At 46.8% G+C, this 16,587-nt stretch carries 17 protein-coding genes; 8 read left to right on the top strand and 9 right to left on the bottom strand.

Annotation, left to right across the window (positions count from 1 at the left end; genetic code table 11):
• The first annotated feature begins 157 nt into the window (after positions 1-157).
• Entirely contained in the window at positions 158-1,309 is a 1,152-nt protein-coding gene (locus tag GC130_RS06535; protein WP_151997474.1) for a DUF819 domain-containing protein, read from the top strand.
• An 11-nt stretch (positions 1,310-1,320) separates the two neighbouring features.
• Here GC130_RS06535 and GC130_RS06530 read toward each other — a convergent pair whose 3' ends face one another.
• Together GC130_RS06530 and GC130_RS06525 are read right to left on the bottom strand one after the other, a co-directional pair.
• Positions 1,321-2,109: a polysaccharide deacetylase family protein gene (locus tag GC130_RS06530; RefSeq protein ID WP_151997473.1), complete on the bottom strand. Its 789-nt coding sequence runs from the start codon at positions 2,107-2,109 to the stop codon at positions 1,321-1,323.
• 60 nt (positions 2,110-2,169) lie between these two features.
• On the bottom strand, positions 2,170-2,904 hold the full coding sequence (locus tag GC130_RS06525) for a hypothetical protein (protein ID WP_151997472.1): 735 nt from the start codon (positions 2,902-2,904) through the stop codon (positions 2,170-2,172).
• A gap of 240 nt (positions 2,905-3,144) precedes the next feature.
• Between GC130_RS06525 and GC130_RS06520 the strand changes: the two genes are divergently transcribed.
• Both GC130_RS06520 and GC130_RS06515 read left to right on the top strand, forming a co-directional pair.
• Complete coding sequence (locus tag GC130_RS06520; protein ID WP_151997471.1) at positions 3,145-4,044, top strand: J domain-containing protein; 900 nt, start codon at positions 3,145-3,147, stop codon at positions 4,042-4,044.
• Positions 4,041-4,334, top strand: coding sequence for a chaperone modulator CbpM (locus GC130_RS06515; protein WP_151997470.1), 294 nt, complete (start codon positions 4,041-4,043; stop codon positions 4,332-4,334). The genes GC130_RS06520 and GC130_RS06515 overlap by 4 nt, the downstream gene beginning before the upstream one ends.
• Here the strand turns inward: GC130_RS06515 and GC130_RS06510 are convergent, their stop codons facing one another.
• From GC130_RS06510 to GC130_RS06500, 3 genes are all read right to left on the bottom strand, one after another.
• A complete protein-coding gene (locus GC130_RS06510; protein WP_151997469.1) occupies positions 4,335-6,449 on the bottom strand; it encodes a PQQ-binding-like beta-propeller repeat protein in 2,115 nt (704 codons plus the stop codon). It abuts the gene before it with no gap.
• An 83-nt stretch (positions 6,450-6,532) separates the two neighbouring features.
• Positions 6,533-7,255, bottom strand: a complete 723-nt coding sequence (locus GC130_RS06505) for a carbon-nitrogen hydrolase family protein (RefSeq protein WP_151997468.1) — start codon at positions 7,253-7,255, stop codon at positions 6,533-6,535.
• A gap of 1 nt (position 7,256) precedes the next feature.
• Positions 7,257-7,532 carry a VF530 family DNA-binding protein gene (locus tag GC130_RS06500; RefSeq protein WP_151997467.1) on the bottom strand — a complete coding sequence of 92 codons (276 nt, stop codon included), beginning with the start codon at positions 7,530-7,532 and terminating at the stop codon, positions 7,257-7,259.
• Positions 7,533-7,868: 336 nt separating this feature from the next.
• Here GC130_RS06500 and GC130_RS06495 point away from each other — a divergent pair, with 336 nt between their 5' ends.
• The 3 genes from GC130_RS06495 to GC130_RS06485 all read left to right on the top strand — a co-directional run bounded on the left by GC130_RS06495 (position 7,869) and on the right by GC130_RS06485 (position 10,156).
• On the top strand, positions 7,869-8,216 hold the full coding sequence (locus GC130_RS06495; RefSeq protein WP_151997466.1) for a PadR family transcriptional regulator: 348 nt from the start codon (positions 7,869-7,871) through the stop codon (positions 8,214-8,216).
• Positions 8,213-8,824: a hypothetical protein gene (locus GC130_RS06490; RefSeq protein ID WP_151997465.1), complete on the top strand. Its 612-nt coding sequence runs from the start codon at positions 8,213-8,215 to the stop codon at positions 8,822-8,824. Before GC130_RS06495 ends, GC130_RS06490 begins: the two co-directional genes overlap by 4 nt.
• 189 nt (positions 8,825-9,013) lie before the next feature.
• Positions 9,014-10,156: a YncE family protein gene (locus GC130_RS06485; RefSeq protein WP_151997464.1), complete on the top strand. Its 1,143-nt coding sequence runs from the start codon at positions 9,014-9,016 to the stop codon at positions 10,154-10,156.
• A 306-nt stretch (positions 10,157-10,462) separates the two neighbouring features.
• On the opposite strand, the gene GC130_RS06480 is transcribed toward GC130_RS06485, so the two are convergent.
• Positions 10,463-10,675, bottom strand: coding sequence for a hypothetical protein (locus GC130_RS06480; RefSeq protein WP_151997463.1), 213 nt, complete (start codon positions 10,673-10,675; stop codon positions 10,463-10,465).
• Positions 10,676-11,001: 326 nt separating this feature from the next.
• On the opposite strand from GC130_RS06480, the gene GC130_RS06475 reads away from it, so the two are divergent.
• Positions 11,002-11,421, top strand: a complete 420-nt coding sequence (locus GC130_RS06475; protein ID WP_151997462.1) for a DUF6799 domain-containing protein — start codon at positions 11,002-11,004, stop codon at positions 11,419-11,421.
• A gap of 78 nt (positions 11,422-11,499) precedes the next feature.
• Entirely contained in the window at positions 11,500-12,375 is an 876-nt protein-coding gene (locus tag GC130_RS06470) for a hypothetical protein (RefSeq protein ID WP_151997461.1), read from the top strand.
• A gap of 53 nt (positions 12,376-12,428) precedes the next feature.
• Here GC130_RS06470 and GC130_RS06465 read toward each other — a convergent pair whose 3' ends face one another.
• From GC130_RS06465 to GC130_RS06455, 3 genes are all read right to left on the bottom strand, one after another.
• Positions 12,429-14,840: a TonB-dependent receptor domain-containing protein gene (locus GC130_RS06465; RefSeq protein ID WP_151997460.1), complete on the bottom strand. Its 2,412-nt coding sequence runs from the start codon at positions 14,838-14,840 to the stop codon at positions 12,429-12,431.
• A gap of 292 nt (positions 14,841-15,132) precedes the next feature.
• Complete coding sequence (locus GC130_RS06460) at positions 15,133-15,930, bottom strand: penicillin-binding transpeptidase domain-containing protein (RefSeq protein WP_151997459.1); 798 nt, start codon at positions 15,928-15,930, stop codon at positions 15,133-15,135.
• Between the two features lie 61 nt (positions 15,931-15,991).
• A complete protein-coding gene (locus tag GC130_RS06455; protein ID WP_151997458.1) occupies positions 15,992-16,582 on the bottom strand; it encodes a hypothetical protein in 591 nt (196 codons plus the stop codon).
• Positions 16,583-16,587 lie beyond the last annotated feature (5 nt).

Below are 16,587 nucleotides of genomic sequence, written 5' to 3'. Positions count from 1 at the left end.
CCAGGAAGATTAGGCGTTTTATGAAGTTATTAGAGATGCGCTGCAAAAAAATGCTCATTGCTGTTGCTTTTATTTGGTCGGTGACCAGCACAATAAAGTGTTTCATTTCAGGTCAATTTCTGCTACTTTTCTTTTTGGTGGATTAAATCAACTCTGCATGTCAAATCCTTTGTGGGTGCTTACCGTCCTTGTCGTCAATATCCTGATCAGTGAATGGCTTGAGAACCATACTTTTCTCAAGCACATAGGTACCACGCTGCTCGTAATTATTCTCACGGCAGTGGTTGCTAACCTGGGAATTATTCCGTCCGCCACCGAGTCGTCCGTTGTTTATGAAGGAATTTTTGCCTTCATCGCTCCACTTTCAGTGTTCTTTTTACTGCTGGATGTGAGATTGGTTGATTTGAAAAAGGCAGGCCTGCCTATGCTCAGCATGTTTCTTCTGGGAGCTGTTGGCACAAGCCTGGGAGCGCTGATGGCCATTTGGGTCGTGAACGGGCCGGTGGTTTTTGGAGAGCATTATAAGGCACTGGCAGGCATGATGACGGGCACTTATATAGGGGGAAGCCTCAATTTTAATGCGATTGCTTTACATTATGGCGTAATGAAAGAGGGTGGTTTGTATGCCGGAACCGTTGCGGTGGACAATATTCTCACTGCGACGTGGATGGTGGCTACCTTACTTTTGCCACGAATGCTCGGTAAAATATGGAAGAGGGTCGGTAACCGTGCCTCCACTAGGGATATTGAAGGAAAACTGCCTGAAGCAAGGGAAATGGTTTCTATTTGGTCGCTGGCTGTACTGTTGGCGTTGGGCGGCGGAAGTTTGCTATTTGCAGATTGGCTGGCTGTTGCGTTGAACGAAGCGTATGGGTGGAATTCCCCTTCCATATTGATAGTGACAACCATTGCTCTTGGACTGGCGCAATTCAAAGGCATAAGAGAATTACAGGGCAGTCGTTTACTCGGGCTCTTTACAGTTTATTTGTTTCTGGCTGTTATTGGAGCTTTTTGCGAGTTGGCCGCCCTCAAGGGGATTGGCGAACTGGCGATTTACATCGGTCTGTTTACGCTGATCATTGTAGCTGTGCATGGGCTTGTTATTTTTGGTGTGGGTGGACTGCTTCGGCAGGATTGGGATGTGGTAGCCATTGCCTCACAAGCCAACGTAGGCGGGCCGTCATCTGCCATGGCGCTTGCCAAAAGTTTGAACAGAGAAGACCTGCTTTTGCCTTCTATAGTTATAGGATCCCTTGGAACTGGCTTGGGTACCTACATTGGCTTTTTGGTGGCGGAGGTGCTTTTGTGATGCCGCTCCGATCAGTTCTTTAGCCGAAGATTGTAATCTGGCGTGAGCGTTTTCTTTGCCTTTTCCACATCTATATAGCGCTCAAGCCCTTTCATAGAGAGCACTTTATAGCCGTTTTCGGATAGGTACTTCAAGTATTCCTCAAATAGCTCTTGAGGGGTAGTCACCCAGGGGTGCTCCACATCAGGTACACCGTGAATGGTAAGCACAGCGATCTTGCCGTCTTTGGCCTCATTAAGTGCCTGCATGATTTCATCTCTATTTGTGCTGTCCATGGCCCAGCTGGGAACCAGCAACGGGTGATCCTTCAACGGGTCGTATGGGCGGCCACCGCCAGCACGGGCAAATGCATAACCCTGTTCGTCAAGTGTCTCAGCGACCAACGGGCTGAGGCTGTAGCCTGGGTAGGCAAAGTTAGCTGGCTTGGCTATTCCCAGGGAATCACACTTGGTTTCAATATAGGTAAGCTCTTTGATCAATTGAGGTTTGGTAAGACTGGCCACCCTGGCATGCGACCGGGTGTGGCTGGCGATCTCAAACCCCATTTGGTCGAGCTCTCTGATCTGTCGCCAGTTCATGTAAAGTGAGCTGTCTTTGTAGTTTGGAGGAAACTCACAGACGAAGAAGGTGGCATCAAAGCCATATTGCTGAAGCAGAGGAGCTACCACCGAATACTGGCTTGCCGGGGCATCGTCAAAGGTCAGCACCACGGTTTTGTCTTCGATGGGTTTTTTGAGGATTTGAGCTTTGACTGGCAAAAAACTGCAAAGCATTATGACGAAGATCAACGGTTCTTTCATGGAGCGGCGGCGGTGATAGGCTTTTGAGTGAAAGTTAACAAAATCAAATCCAACTGCTACCTAACTTTCAACATCGAAAACACCATCTTTCCAAACAAGGACAATACATTTCTCACCTGAGGCATCACTTTCTTCACAAAGCGTGATGTTTTTCCCTTTGCGTGGAAGATGGAAAATAAATTCGCAAGGGTCGCAGTCGCTTGGGTACTTGGCTATCAGTAGCGGTTTTAAAGTGTCGAATGTGGGGATGATGTCCGAAGTTTTCTGAATAGAAGATATGCCATTGAAATATTTTGAAAAATGAATTTCAGACTCGCATACAGGGCCACAGCCTTTTTCAACCTTTGCTATTAGTTTTGTGCCATCCTTTAAGTTCCAATACGTCATACTATAGGTGACTTCGGCACCTCTGGGAGCATATTCGATATAACCACCTGTTTTATCCAAGGCAATTATTTCATACGTCTGTAACCAATCAGTCGAACTGGCCAGAATGTTATTGACCCGATCAAAACTGCCGTCGTTGGCATGCTGTAAGAGGCTGGCAAACAGGTTGAAATTATTCTCTACTGCAAAACGTTCTATACCAGTCAGTTGATTGATCAGGCCATTGATGTGCAATGAATCGGAGGACGAAATGGGGATCAACTCCTTACTTCCATCGCCATCTTCCCGGCTGCTTGAGGCCTCACTAGTCGTTTCTTCACCTTTGTCCTCGTTTGGACGTGTTTTATCCTGGCAGGACGTGCATAGGAAGTAGCAGCAAAACCAGAGCAGTAGGTGGATAGGTTTCATAGATATATTGATGTTCTATACCAAGTTAGCTCAAAGAAGTTGAATATCAGAGAGGCCGATAAAATGTGCTTGTTAAGCTCGGCTTGTGTGACGTAACTTTCTATGATATTGCTTGTGATGGATTGCTTAATACCAGCTGACGAGAATCTCAGGAATGAATGACGCTAGTCAGCTAAAAGAAAGGCGCCCCATCAGATATTTACAGTGATATTTTGGAAAGCAATTAGAATACACACGTAAATGGCATTTATAGACTATTACAAGCTTCTTGGGATAGAAAAAGGAGCTACAGAGAAGGAAATAAAGAATGCCTATCGCAAACTGGCAAGGAAGTATCATCCTGACGTAAATCCCAACGATAAAGAGGCGGAGAGGAAGTTCAAGGAAGTGAACGAGGCGAACGAAGTGCTGAGCAATGCGGAAAACCGCAAGAAGTACGATGCTTACGGCAAGGATTGGAAGCATGCGGAAGAATTTGAAAAGGCGAAAGCGCAACAGCAGCAGCAAAGGAGAGGAAGTACCCAGCAGCAGACTGCGGGAGGCTTTGGCGGAGAAGACTATTCAGATTTTTTTGAATCAATGTTCGGAGGCGGTGCCGGTAGAACGGGTGGGCGCAGTGTGAAATTCAAAGGACAAGATTATCATGCTGAATTACACTTGCGTTTACGTGATGTGTACAATACGCAGAAGCAGACATTGACCGTTAATGGCAAGAAGATAAGATTGACAATCCCCGCTGGCGTTAAAGACGGGCAGGTAATCAAGATCAAAGGCCATGGAGGTGATGGAATGAACGGTGGGCCAAAAGGCGACCTCTACATCACCTTTGCTATTACCAACGATACCAAATTCAAACTCGATGGCGATAACCTTTACTCTATGGTTGACCTCGATTTGTACACAGCGATGCTAGGTGGCGAAATCACCATTGATACTTTCGATGGAAAAGTGAAATTGAAGGTGCAGCCGGAAACCCAAAATGGATCGAAGGTGAAACTGAAAGGAAAGGGCTTTCCTGTCTACAAAAAGGAGGGAGCGTTTGGCGACTTGTATGTGACTTATCAGATTTCCATACCCACGAACCTGACCAGCAAAGAGAAGGAATTGTTGAGCGAACTTGCTAAATTGAGAAGACCATGAAAACCGATACCCACATACCAATAGAAACACTTTGCGAGCACTATAAAGTGGAGACCACCTTCTTTATTGGCCTGGGAGAGATTGGGTTGATCGAGATCGAGACGCTTGAGCAAACGCAGTATATTCATGAAGACCAAATGAATGCCGTCGAAAAGATGATCCGCATGCATCATGAGCTGGATGTCAACATAGAAGGCATCGATGTCGTATTCAATTTGCTGAACAAGATTGAGGCGCTGCAGACGGAACTCAGCCAGGTAAGGAGTCGACTGAAGCTATATGAAGACTAGCTAGTCTGGCAAGGCAAAAGCGACGTACCTGTCTCCTGAACGACTTCTCAGCTTGCCACCGCCACACGCAATAACGACGTACTGCTTTCCATTCACCGAGTAGGTAGAAGGCGATGCATAGCCTGCCGCCGGAAGATCCGTTTCCCAAACCAGTTCACCTGTCAATTTATCAAACGCCCGAAATTTCTGATCGGGTGTGGCAGCTATGAAAATGAGGTCGCCGGTAACCAGCGGCCCGCCGTAGTTGTCGCTGCCGGTAGCTGGCAATCCCTGCGCTTTGAAGCCAGAAAATTCACCCAATGGCACCTGCCATTTTCTCCTTCCTGAAGCCAGGTCAATAGCCGTCAGGGTTCCCCAAGGCGGTGTATTTACTGGGTAGCCGTCTTCAGAATACCACCGGTTATAGCCAGTGTGCTTGTAAGGCGAGCCCGGCAATTGGGAGGAAGACGTCAATGCTTTGTCGGCAATTCCCATGATGTAGTCGGCAATACCTTGCTTTTCCTCGCTGCTTAGTTGTGTGAAAGCAGGCATCATTCCCCGGCCTCGTTCTATAATACTGTATGCTTCATGAGTAGTTCTTCGCTTGTTAAAACCTTTCAGAGATGGGTAGGCACCACTATGGTCGCCGGTCATGTCTTTGCCATGGCATGAAGCACAATGAAGTTGGTACAAAGTACCGGCCGACGTCAAAGCTTGTTGTTGCGGGGCGTCGGTAAGCGAAGAGTATACAGGAACTTCCTTGGCTGGAACATACATCACGCCTTCAGGATCAGCGGCTGCACCTCCCCACTGACCACCACCGTCGGTGCCAGGGAAGAAGATGGTACGTTGTTCAGTCAGAGGAATATAGGCCTGACCTGTTTTTGCTTCGCTGAGTTGCCGGAGAATCTCCTCCCGGTCGGGAGCATCGGTTCGCACATCAGCTAACGTAAACGACTGCCTGGTAAAAGGTTCGGGCAGGGTGGGGAAGGGCTGTGTTGGGCTCACTTGCTCATCGGGCATTCCAACTGTAATCATGGGCCTTTCTTCTATCGGGAACAGTGGCTCCCCGGTGAGGCGGTTGAATACAAAAACGTAGCCCTGCTTTGTAATTTGGACCACTGCTTGCATTTGCTGACCGTCTTTTTCCAGCGTGATCAGGTTGGGCGGAGCGGGGAGGTCTCTGTCCCAAATATCGTGGTGCATGGTTTGAAAATGCCAGAGGCGCTCGCCTGTTCTCGCATTGAGGGCGAGGAGGCAATTGGCAAAGAGGTTGTCGCCTGCCCGGTCGCCACCATAGAAATCAAACGCAGCCGAACCGGTGGGCACATACACTATTTCATTTTCCCTATCGATGGCCATGCCCATCCAGGAGTTGGCACCGCCTGTATTTTGCCTGGCGTTGGGTGGCCAGGTGTCGCTACCAAATTCACCGTTTTCCGGAATCGTTTTGAAAGTCCAGGTCAGCTCACCTGTGTGAACGTCAAAGGCCCGCACATCGCCCAACAAGGCTGCGGAGTTTTCCTGCACACGTGCACCAGTAATCAACAGGTTTTCGAAGATGACACCGGGCGTGTTGTACACGACGTAATCGTCGGCAGTTGGGCGTTCCAAACCTTGCTTCAGGTCGATTTTTCCATTGTCTCCAAAAGAGGAAATAGGCTTTCCAGTTTTTGCGTCGAGACAGTAAAGCAGGTGCCCATAGCCGAAGAAAATCCGCTTTCCTGTTTCGTCAGCCTGGTACGTAACACCCCGGCTGGTCATGGAAAAGGTTTTGTCATTGAAGTTGGTTTTCCATAATTCCTGCCCTGAAGCGGCGTCTAACGAAAAAGCCTGCGAACCTGCCGAAACGCCATAGAGTATGCCATCAATGATGATGGGGTTGCACTGAATCTGCGTTTGATTTTTGGTGGTGTCGGCACCACCTGAGCTGTATTCCCATGCCTTTTCCAGGCGATTGATGTTTTCTTTGTTGAATTGGGTTAGTTCAGAGTAGTGATTCCGATCAGGGCCACCATTGTATTCGGGCCAGTTGATATCTGACTGTTTTTTTGGAGAGCAGGCCACGGTGGACAATATCAAAGTAAGCCATGAAAGGCCTTTTGGTAAACTAGTTGGTAGGGTGTATCGATCCATTGAGATGAAGATACAAAGTAGATGCTGAAAAGTGGGAGGTGAATTATCTGGGTGGAACCAGGAAGGGTTTATCAGCTAGCTTTTTAAACAACCTTAAAAGTTTCTTGAGTCTCTATGTCAAGGATCAAAAACCCCTCACTTTCTGAGTCCATTTTTTCCAGTAGAATGCCATCAGAGTTCCATACGGCCGATCCACCGGCTCCCACGAAATCGTCGCTTGGCCCCACCGAATTGGCCATCAAAACCGTCATGCCATACTTTGCAGCAATGCCAGACAGGGTTTGGTGGGCTGCTTTCACTCCCTTAGCGGATTTGGCTACGCTGGCCAGGTAGATTTTGCCGCCATTTTTGCCGGCATTGGCCGAATGCTCAGGTACCGATATTTCGTAGCAGATCGCTAACTCAACGTTCGAGCCTCTTATGCACGTGGCGTTATTTTCCCCACTTACGAAGAACGGTTTTTCATCGGCGTGGAGGTACTGTTTGGAATAGGTTTGCCTTTGTGCATTGGGGTGAAAAAGTACCATCGTGATGTTGATGCCATTACGACACTTCATTGGGATGCCTGCTCCGATAATTATCGCATGCAGGTCGGCTATCTGTTGCAAGCTATCAAGCCTTGTATCGCTGGCGTCCATAGCCAAGCCCCTGGCCAGGGTTGGCTCATAGCCAGTGATCGACAACTCAGGGAAAACGATGACATCTGCCTTGCTATAAATAGCCAGGTGGATGAGCTTTTTGTGCTGCTCAATATTGGCAACGATGTCCTCTTTAATCGGCTTGCTTTGCGCTACACAAACCCTCATTTCATTTTTTGATCACACGTAGGTATAGCTGCTCCACTTTCTCTCTTGCCCAGGGCGTTTTTCTCAGGAAGGCAAGACTCGACTTAATGGAGGGATCGTAGTTAAAAGAGCGAATGTTAATTTTTTTACCCAGTTCTTCCCACCCAAGCTTGGCTACCAGTTCTTCCAAAATAGCATCCAATCTTACTCCGTGGAGTGGGTTGTTCCTTTGCTCTGAATCCTTCAGTTTTGTCACCCTTCCAGCCAGACCGTCTTTTTTTGGATCTTTGCTTATCATCTGTTTTTTACCTGGTTTTCGGTTCTATCTGGCAACAAAGTTAACGATTCCCGGCCATTGACAATTCACATTCAAAGCCGCCTAACCAATTAGCACGCACGATATGAATGTTAAACCATGCTAATACTATCGTCGCAGAACGTCCAAATTAACCAATTTGGTGGTCTGTTGCATGGGTTAGGCTGCCGCCTGCTCCATATTTTCTTCAAGCTTCTATTGGGGTTGATGAACGTTTTAGTAGGGGAGACAGCAAAATAATTCGTCAGTGACAATCTAGTACTCAAAAAAAATATACCTATAGTATTGATATATCATATATCTATGTATTATTGTACTATGTATTCAAAAGAACTATTGAAAGGTACCATCGACATGATCATTTTGAGGTTACTCAGTGAGCATGGCAGAATGTACGGTTACGAAATTTGTCAAAAGGTGAAGGAGCTCACTGGAGGTAAGATACTACTCAAAGATGGCTCGTTGTACCCGGCCCTTCACAAAATGCTCGTGGACGGCACGGTAACTACCGAAGAAGTGAGTATAGGCAAACGGGTCAGGAAGTATTACGCACTCACTCAAAAAGGAAATGAAGCCAAGAGGGAAAAGGTGTCGGAGTTAATGGACTTTTTGAAAACCATTGAGAGCATCATGTTCGAACCAAATAGTAAACCGGCCAGGGCATGATTACTGACAACCAATTAGACTTTATCACTGGTAAAGTGAAGGAAAGTAGCATTTCCAGCAAAGAAGTGCAGGATGATCTCATCGACCACTTTTATTGCCTCATAGAAGAAGACATGGATCAGGGTGTGTCTTTTGAGGTTGCCTATCAAAAAGCATTTCAGCAAACCACGCCGAATGGTTTTGATGAAATACAGGAGGAAGTATTTTTTGTTCTCAACTTTAATAAAATCACTAATATGAAACGAATTACTTATCTAACCGGATTCATTTCCTCATTGGGGCTTACATTGTCCGTCGTGTTCAAATCGTTGCATTTGCCGGGCGCTTCTATTTTGCTGTTCGGTAGTATTATGGTTACTGCGTTTGTGTTTGCTCCGCTCCTTTTGGTAAGCCATTTGAAGACTAGCGGGACTTATTCGCCATCGGAAAAAATGAAATGGATAGTAGGAGCTGTGGGCTTTATGATGCTGGCACTTGGCAGTATTCTCAATATGCTTCATTTGGAAGGTTCAGGGGCGGTGCTTATTAGCGGGGGCTTTCTTTTTGGGTTCGGCTTCCTGCCTTTTCTTTTTTACACTTTGTACAAGCGATCAATTGAGGCCGTCTAGAAAAAAATAGACGGACTGCTGAAACGAAGAAATCACAGCATAGTAATAGTGGTAGATAAAGGTGAGAGGAAGCTCTCGCCTTTTTTTATGCGGAAGTGGAATTTAAGTGCAATACAATAAGAGATTGTTGCCAAGTTTAGTCTGGAAGATGTAACTTTAAAAATAGCCCGTTTTTCAAATAATACCACTATGAAACGCCAACTGCTGTCTGTCACCGTCCTTTTCATACTCTTGTTCGCTACCGCCTGGGTGATGCCTGTGGATCATTTATCAAAGAAAGTGTTACCAGCCGGAGGAACAGGGCATTTTTTGTATGTGGCTACTCCCGGCATCAGAGACTATCTAGGCTACGGCGGACATGGCTTGCTTGTCTTTGACGTGGACAATAACCATAAGTTTGTTAAACGCATTAAGACGCAGGGTTTTCATGAAAACGGAACCCCTTCCAATGTCAAAGGCATTGATGTAAGTGTCCAGCTCAATAGTGTCTATATCTCCACCCTTGAATCAATGCAGCGAATTGATTTGGCAACAGAAAAAGTAGTTTGGGAGCGAAAATACGACGGCGGTTGCGACCGCATGTCTATTTCCCCTGATGGGATGACGATGTACCTACCGTCGCTGGAAAAAGACTTCTGGAATGTGGTAAGCTGCGAAAGCGGTGACATAATAGCCAAAATAAAAATACACTCAAGAGCGCACAACACTATTTATGGGCCATCTGGCAAAAAGGTATACATGGCCGACATTGGGTCGCCTGAACTTCATGTAGCCGACCCTAAAACCCATACAGTAGTTCAAAAGATCGGGCCCTTTAGTGCCGGCATCAGGCCTTTTACGGTAAACAGCGATGAATCGCTGGTGTTTGTGAACGTCAACGACTTGCTGGGCTTTGAGGTGGGCGACCTGAAAACGGGGGAGAAACTGGCCAGCGTACAGGTGCTGGGCTGGGACAAAGGCCCCGTGCGCCGTCACGGTAACCCTGCGCATGGTATTGCCCTGACGCCGGACGAAAAAGAAATCTGGATCAGCGATGGCCACAATATGCGCATTCACATTTTTGGCGGCAAGCCGCCCTATCAGCAGCTAACAACCATTCCGCTGAGCGACATGCCCGGCTGGATTACCTTTAGCGTCGATGGTAAATATGCCTATCCTTCCAGTGGAGAGGTGATCGATCCGGTGAAGAGAGAAGTACTGTATTTATTGAAAGACGAGAACTACAATACGGTGTCCAGCGAAAAAATGGTGGAGATTTTTATGAAAGATGGCAAGGCCACCAAAGCCGGCGATCAGTTTGGTTTGGGCAGGAAGAATGAGATGGGGGGTTGAGTGGAATCTCAAGCTTTTTTGAAAACGGCTCTGTATATGAAAGGCGAGTGGAGACATTCACCTGAACCCGTCGTGAGCGGAGACACTCGCTTTAAAAAGGATACACCCATCCAAACAGGAAACGCTTATTCTTTTCTCTCCGGCGCATTGAAATACCTGTGGTCGACTATCTTCCATTCGCCTTTTACATTCTCCAGGTAGTTGCTTTTGGAGACGTCTGTGAAGGTGCCTTGTGACGTGTTGGGGGTTTGCAGGCAGCTGGCAAAAGCGGTGTTTCAATTTACCTTATGCCCCTTCAGCAAACGCTCATGTATTGGGGTTGGACTTACCATCATAATTCTGAATCACTCTTTGTGCATCTGCCTTCACAGCGTCGTAACCCATAGTCATTTTGTCGTTCGAAGGCCCTAACTGAATTTTCTCAGACTCCATTAAGCAGGAGAGATAAGCCTCCAAATCAGGGTCTCTGTTCAGCGCATCTACTTCTCTCTCGATCAACCTCCTTAATCGTCTCTTCATCTTTGGCAGTCTTGGCATTTTGGGCATAGCTGTAGTTGATGATAAGAATTGAAAATAGTGGTGGTAGGCAAGAAGCTTTGCGCATGAGGGAAAGATATGTGGTGTCGTTTTTCTTTTTGTTGAAAGAACTCACTTTCGCTGGAAGAAAGCAGTCACTATGTGCTAAAAGTCACTGACTTAAATCGTGGATTGGTAGAATTTTAGCATTAGCAAATTAAAAAAGAAAAGAAAATTGACCCGGCAAAAAAGGAATCAGCCAAAACGATGGTAGCCATTATAGTTGGGTGAGTGTTCTTTTCAACTATCGCTCACAAAACCTTACGATCATGAAAACAATAATGAAATTCTTAGGTGTTCTGATGCTGGTTACAATGATGTTTCCGGCTCAGGCACAGGTGAAAGATCAGGACAGATTACGTCTGCAGGAACATTTGATGCTTCAAGATGGCAACATGTACCAGATCAGAGATCAGGAAAGGGTGCAACTCAACGAGTCACTGCAACTGAAGAACGGCGGCGCAATTACCCCTGATGGAATGTTGCGTTTGAAAAACGGAAAGCAGATCAGGCTTCGAGACGGCGAATGTCTGGACATGGATGGCAAACGCTACAAAAACGAGTCGCTGTTCCGCAATAAAATGGAAAAGCGAATGCAAAAAATGGACAGGGGTATGAAAGGTAACCAGGATATGAAAGGTAACAAGATGAAGGAAAAGGGTGGAGGCAATAAAGGCAGGAATGGGTAAACCTGCCGAACCGGTATGGTTGGCATGAGTGTCGATCATACCGATTCTTTCTTATAGGGGGTCAAAATGCCGCTGTTTATGAAAACCTTGCCTGAATATCTTCTTCCGATACTCTTTTTGGCAACTCAACTACTGTCAGAGAGTGTAGCTGCGCAAACCGACTCCATACCAGGTAGATCAGAGGTGCAGATAGGTATCAAATACACCAGCGACTATTTGTATATGGGCCGTTCTGACTCTGTCAAAGCGCCTTACCTTTCTGCAGCTGTTGAGTACATACATCGTTCCGGCTTTTTTGCAAGTGGGGCATTATCATATCTTACAGCGAGTGATCAGGGTAGAATCGATCTGCTCACTCTTTCTGGAGGATACGATTACTATGGTACAAACTTCCTGGCGGGCGTCTCTCTTTCTGAATACTTTTTCAGCGACCTTAGCTACACGGTTCAGTCGGAAATGAAAACTTATCTGAGTGCCTATGCCGCCTACGATTTCTCTGCATTCGTGTTACACGCCGATGTAAACCTGGGCTTTTCAGATAATACGGATGTGTTTTTAGGCACAGAGATCAACCGGACCTTCTACATGCTGCAAAGCCGCTTGCGGCTGACTCCTCTGGTTATGATCAATGCCGGAACGCAACAGTACTACAGCGAGTACTACACTTACAGAAGCTCACAAACGGGCAAGGGTGCTGCCAAAGGGAAAGGTGGCGGGCCATCGGGGCAGGGGTCTGCCACATCTGTTTCTGTTCTTGAGTCAAACAGCTTCAAGATATTGGATTATGAGGCGGCCATGCGGATCACGTACAGGTTTGGCAACTGGCGTTTGTTTGGGCAGGCTACATGGGCATTCCCCGTCAATCCTTCCAGGGTTACGAGCGATGCAGGCACTTACACCGAAGAGCTTCATCCAGGTTTCTACTGGTCTTCGGGGATCAGGGTTTCTTTTTGAGCATCAATCCAAAAAGGAGTTGATGTGCATTTTCCTTCTGCTATTGAAGAAGTTTAAAACTTATAACTATACCCCACTCTCACCACCTGGGTTTCGTAGTAGTCGGTAGCCAAGTACTTGAAACCATCGCCCTGAATCTCCCGCTTCACTCTCATGGTGTTGAGCAAGTCAGTGGCGTTGGCGTAAAGCTCACCTCTTCCTTTCTGCATTGATTTCTTTACACCCAGATCCAGCGAAAAGCGGGTGCCAATGGTTCCCAGGGGGATGATGTCAGGGGCGAGGTAAGTGCCGCTTAGCTGAATATCCACTTGCTTTGCCAGGTGAAAGACGCTGTTCAGCTTTACGTTTCCTGAAAGGATTTCCTGCCGGGCAGCCGTGAACACGTTCACTTCAGGATAAAGGTTGGTTACCGTAAAGGCCTCGATGATGTTCTGGTAGCCATTCACACTCAAGTTGATAGTGGCCCATTTGTCCAGGTTTTGAGAAAGCAGCACTTCAAAACCCGTATTGTAGCTTTTGCCGGCATTTTGAAAGATGTTGTAGATAAGTACGCTGCCAGGCACAATGCTTCCGATGCGGGTGATAGTGGCGTCCATTTGCTTATGGTAAACGGATGAGTACAAATAGCCCGTGTTCCAACTGCCCTTATGGCCCAGCTCATAATTTGTGGTGAACTGAGGCCGAAGCCCCGGGTTACCCACTTTGATGATCTCTGCATCGTCATACTTGGGAAAGATCCTGATGTCGACCTCGTTGGGCCTGTCAACACGGCGGTTGTAAAAGACCGACAGTTTGTTGTTGTCGTTAAGCTTGTAGGCCAGGCGCACGTTAGGAAAGGGCTGAGTATAGTTGTACCCGCTGGTTTTGTATGTGGGGTGATATGGGTTTACCTTGTAGTCAATCTTCACATACTCCATCCGTACACCCGCTTCCACTTCATACTTTTCGTTTTCGAAGACGTAGTTACCATACACTGCGGGAATTAGCTCCCCGTAATTGGCCCAACCACCTGCAGCTGAGTCGATAGGGGAGTTGAGTCCCGGAAAGAACTGCATGTTGGTTGGGATGGTTCGCCTGCGAAACTTAAGGCCTGTTTCAAAGCGGCCGTATTGTAGGGGCTGCACGTAGTCTAGGTTGAAATCGGCCACATGTTCGTCGGAGATGAGCTTGAAGGCATCCCTTCCAGTTGACTCCGGCAGAATATTATCGAAGAAGTACTGCTCATTTTCTCGATGGTAAGTATAGTTGAAGCCGATGTTCAGGAGTCGACCCGGCTGCTTGTATTTGTGCTGATAGGCAGCAGTAGCCATCACGGTTGTTTTTAGCTCATCCTCCAGGAACTGCCAGAGTCTGTAACGGTTGCTGAGGTCTCCTTCGAAAAAGGGCTCATCGCCACGATCAAGAATTTTCTCACTACTGAAAAAGCCAGACACAGTGAGGCTGTTGGCATCATCGATATTCCAGTCCATGCCAGTTTTGCCTGAAAAGAGGTTGGTGTCCCTGTTACGCTTTGTTTGGTTGTAGATCACCGTGCCATCGTCATAGGCCCTGGTGACGAATTCATTTTTGTTGAGGGTATGCGTGTAGAGGTTGTCAGCTTGTAAAAAGGTGTTGACCTTGTTCTTTTTGTAGTTAAGAGATAGCGACGGATTGATTTTGGGCGTTGCCTGGTATTGAGGGCGGATGGTGGGCAGGTTCTCATTTTTGACCCAAAGCGCTCCCAGGCCTGATGAAAGTCCGACTTTTCCGTTGAAGCCTTCCTGCTTGTCTTTTTTGTAAATGATGTTGATGATGCCTGCGTTGCCGTTGGCGTCGTATTTGGAGGAAGGGTTGTTGATGATTTCAATTTTCTCGATAGCCGATGCCGGCAGGTTATCCAGTCCCGATTGAGAGCCAAAGCCTGTCAGGGCAGTTTGCTTGCCATCGATGAGCACTGCCACCCGATCATTGCCCCGCAAGAGCACCTTACCATCTTGTACAGTCACCCCGGGTAGGTTTTGCATGGCCTGGAGCACCGAGCCACCCGCCTGGCTAACGTTGTCGGCCACTGCGAAGGTCTTTTTGTCGAGCGATTCACTTACCGCATCTTGCTGACCTGTGACAACCACCTCGTTCAATGTTTCTATATCTTCATGCAAAATGATGGGCGCCACCTCCAAAAACTTACTCAGGCTACCTACAAAGAGCGGTTGCTTTACAGGCTTGTAACCAACATAAGAGGCTTCCAATATATACTTTCCTGGTTTCACACCGGTGAGCACAAATAACCCTTCGTCGTTGGTGATGGTGCCTGACACAAACGCACTATCTGCCTCAGTTTTCAACACGACGCTAACATAAGCCAGTGTCGATTGTGACTTGTCGTCTTTTATCGATCCTGATATTGTGATGGCGCTGTTTTGGGCTGATATTACCAAAGGCACTAGAAATAGGATACTCAGAATAAATTTTGTGATTTGATTCATTTTACTTCAGAACGGTTTCTTTCTACTACATATCGCCCTATACCAAAGACGTTTTCTGGCAGCTCTTACTTGTTTCTAGTATTTAGAACATTTACTGATGTAAGGTAGCTGCTGAATTCTGAATAAACTTTGAAGACTTCTTTTGTGTTCGCAAGGAGTTAGAAGAAACAAAAGGGTATGAGTTCCGGCAGGAAGCTCAGGTGGCCGCAAAAGGCCAGTCGTGGGAGATGAAAAATGACTATAGGAGAGTCAGTAGAGTAACCAACCCATAACCTCACAAATTGAACTTTAACTAAGGCAACATTTTTAGCTGAGTCAGAATTTGCTTCGTAATCGTCTTTCTGCAACTTCCGAAATTTGGGTTCGGTACCTTCCTGTCTTTTATCAACCGGGTGGCAAAGAAATAGACATTGTCTTCCTTTTCAATGTACCCAACCCACCAGCCGGTATCTTTTCCGCCGTCACGTGTCCAGCCGGTTTTGGCCCGTAAGGTGTAGCCTTCGTTTTGCTCTTCTATCATCATCTCTTTCAGGATGGTAAAAGAGCGTTTGGAGAATGGCAGCGTCTCTTCGTACACTCCAATGAGGATTTCTATTTGGTTGGCTGGCGAAATGGCAAACGAACCAAAGTTCCAGAAATCGGGGTCGTTGATGGAGACATCGGCATTGCCATAGCGGCTGGCTTTCAGAAAGTGCTCGTAGCGTTCTCTGCCAATTTCTTTTGCCATTTCCACATAGGCCCATCCGGCAGAAAGCCGAAAGGCCTCTTTCATAGTGATGTCATAATAAATGTCTGGCCGGTAGCCATACTTTACCGTGTCGGTGGTTCCGGGCCATTTTACCAAATGGTTTTCATCTTTTGCGACGCCTGTTTCCAGCGCTATCAGGGTGTTGATGATTTTGAAAGTGGAGGCTGGCAAAGTGGACACATGGCTATCGTTGATGTCGCTGGAAATCCATTTTTTGGCGTTGTAATCGAAGAGGGTGATACTGCCGTCGATATTACAATCCTTAAAAGGCTTTGTGAGAGACTCTTGCGCTGACAGGCTGTGAAATAGAAGGACAGCGCTTGCCAAAAAGGTGATTTTCATTTTTAAAGAATTTTGTCGGAATGACTCTATTTTCTTGAAATTGGTGGGTATATGCCGTGAACTATTTGAGATTTTTTTCGGAGCGTATTCTGAAGATGTTGATGATCACCAGCGAAGTCAGTATGGCCAGATTACCAACAATAAGGTAGTTTGACATAGGAATCTCCAAATTTTGCAAAGACCTTTTGACATACGTACCAATAAACAAGGCTGTAACCAGCGCAAAGCCTGAGATGATAATTTGGTAGCGGCTTCTTGTTAGCTCTTTTTTGTTCCATAGAAAGAAAGGGGAGAGCGTCAATACAATGTAGGCAACGGCACCCGGTAAATTTTTGAACTCACGCAGCTCCATGCCCCTTGTCTCAAAGTTCATGGCGAGAAAGTAGAAATGGATGAGATGGTTGAGGGCCAGTAGAAAAAGTAAACTGACGAACAATTGCCGACGCTGCTCTTCTGCATAAATGTGCTTCAGCCCTCTGATGCCCGTCCAGCAAAGGATACCTGCAAAAAGTAAAAATGAAACCCTGGCAGAATACCGTGCTGCAAGCTGGAAGTAGATGCCTGGCTCGGGTGATACATCGCCCGACCACACGTAAATAGCATACTCGCAAAGAACCACCAGAAGGGAAAGTCCTATCGTTTTCTTCATCATGGGCA

It is taken from the genome of Imperialibacter sp. EC-SDR9 (genome assembly GCF_902498805.1).
Lineage (GTDB): Bacteria > Bacteroidota > Bacteroidia > Cytophagales > Cyclobacteriaceae > Imperialibacter.
The sequence above is the reverse complement of the archived record's forward strand: the minus strand, read 5'-3'. Positions and strand labels throughout refer to the sequence as shown.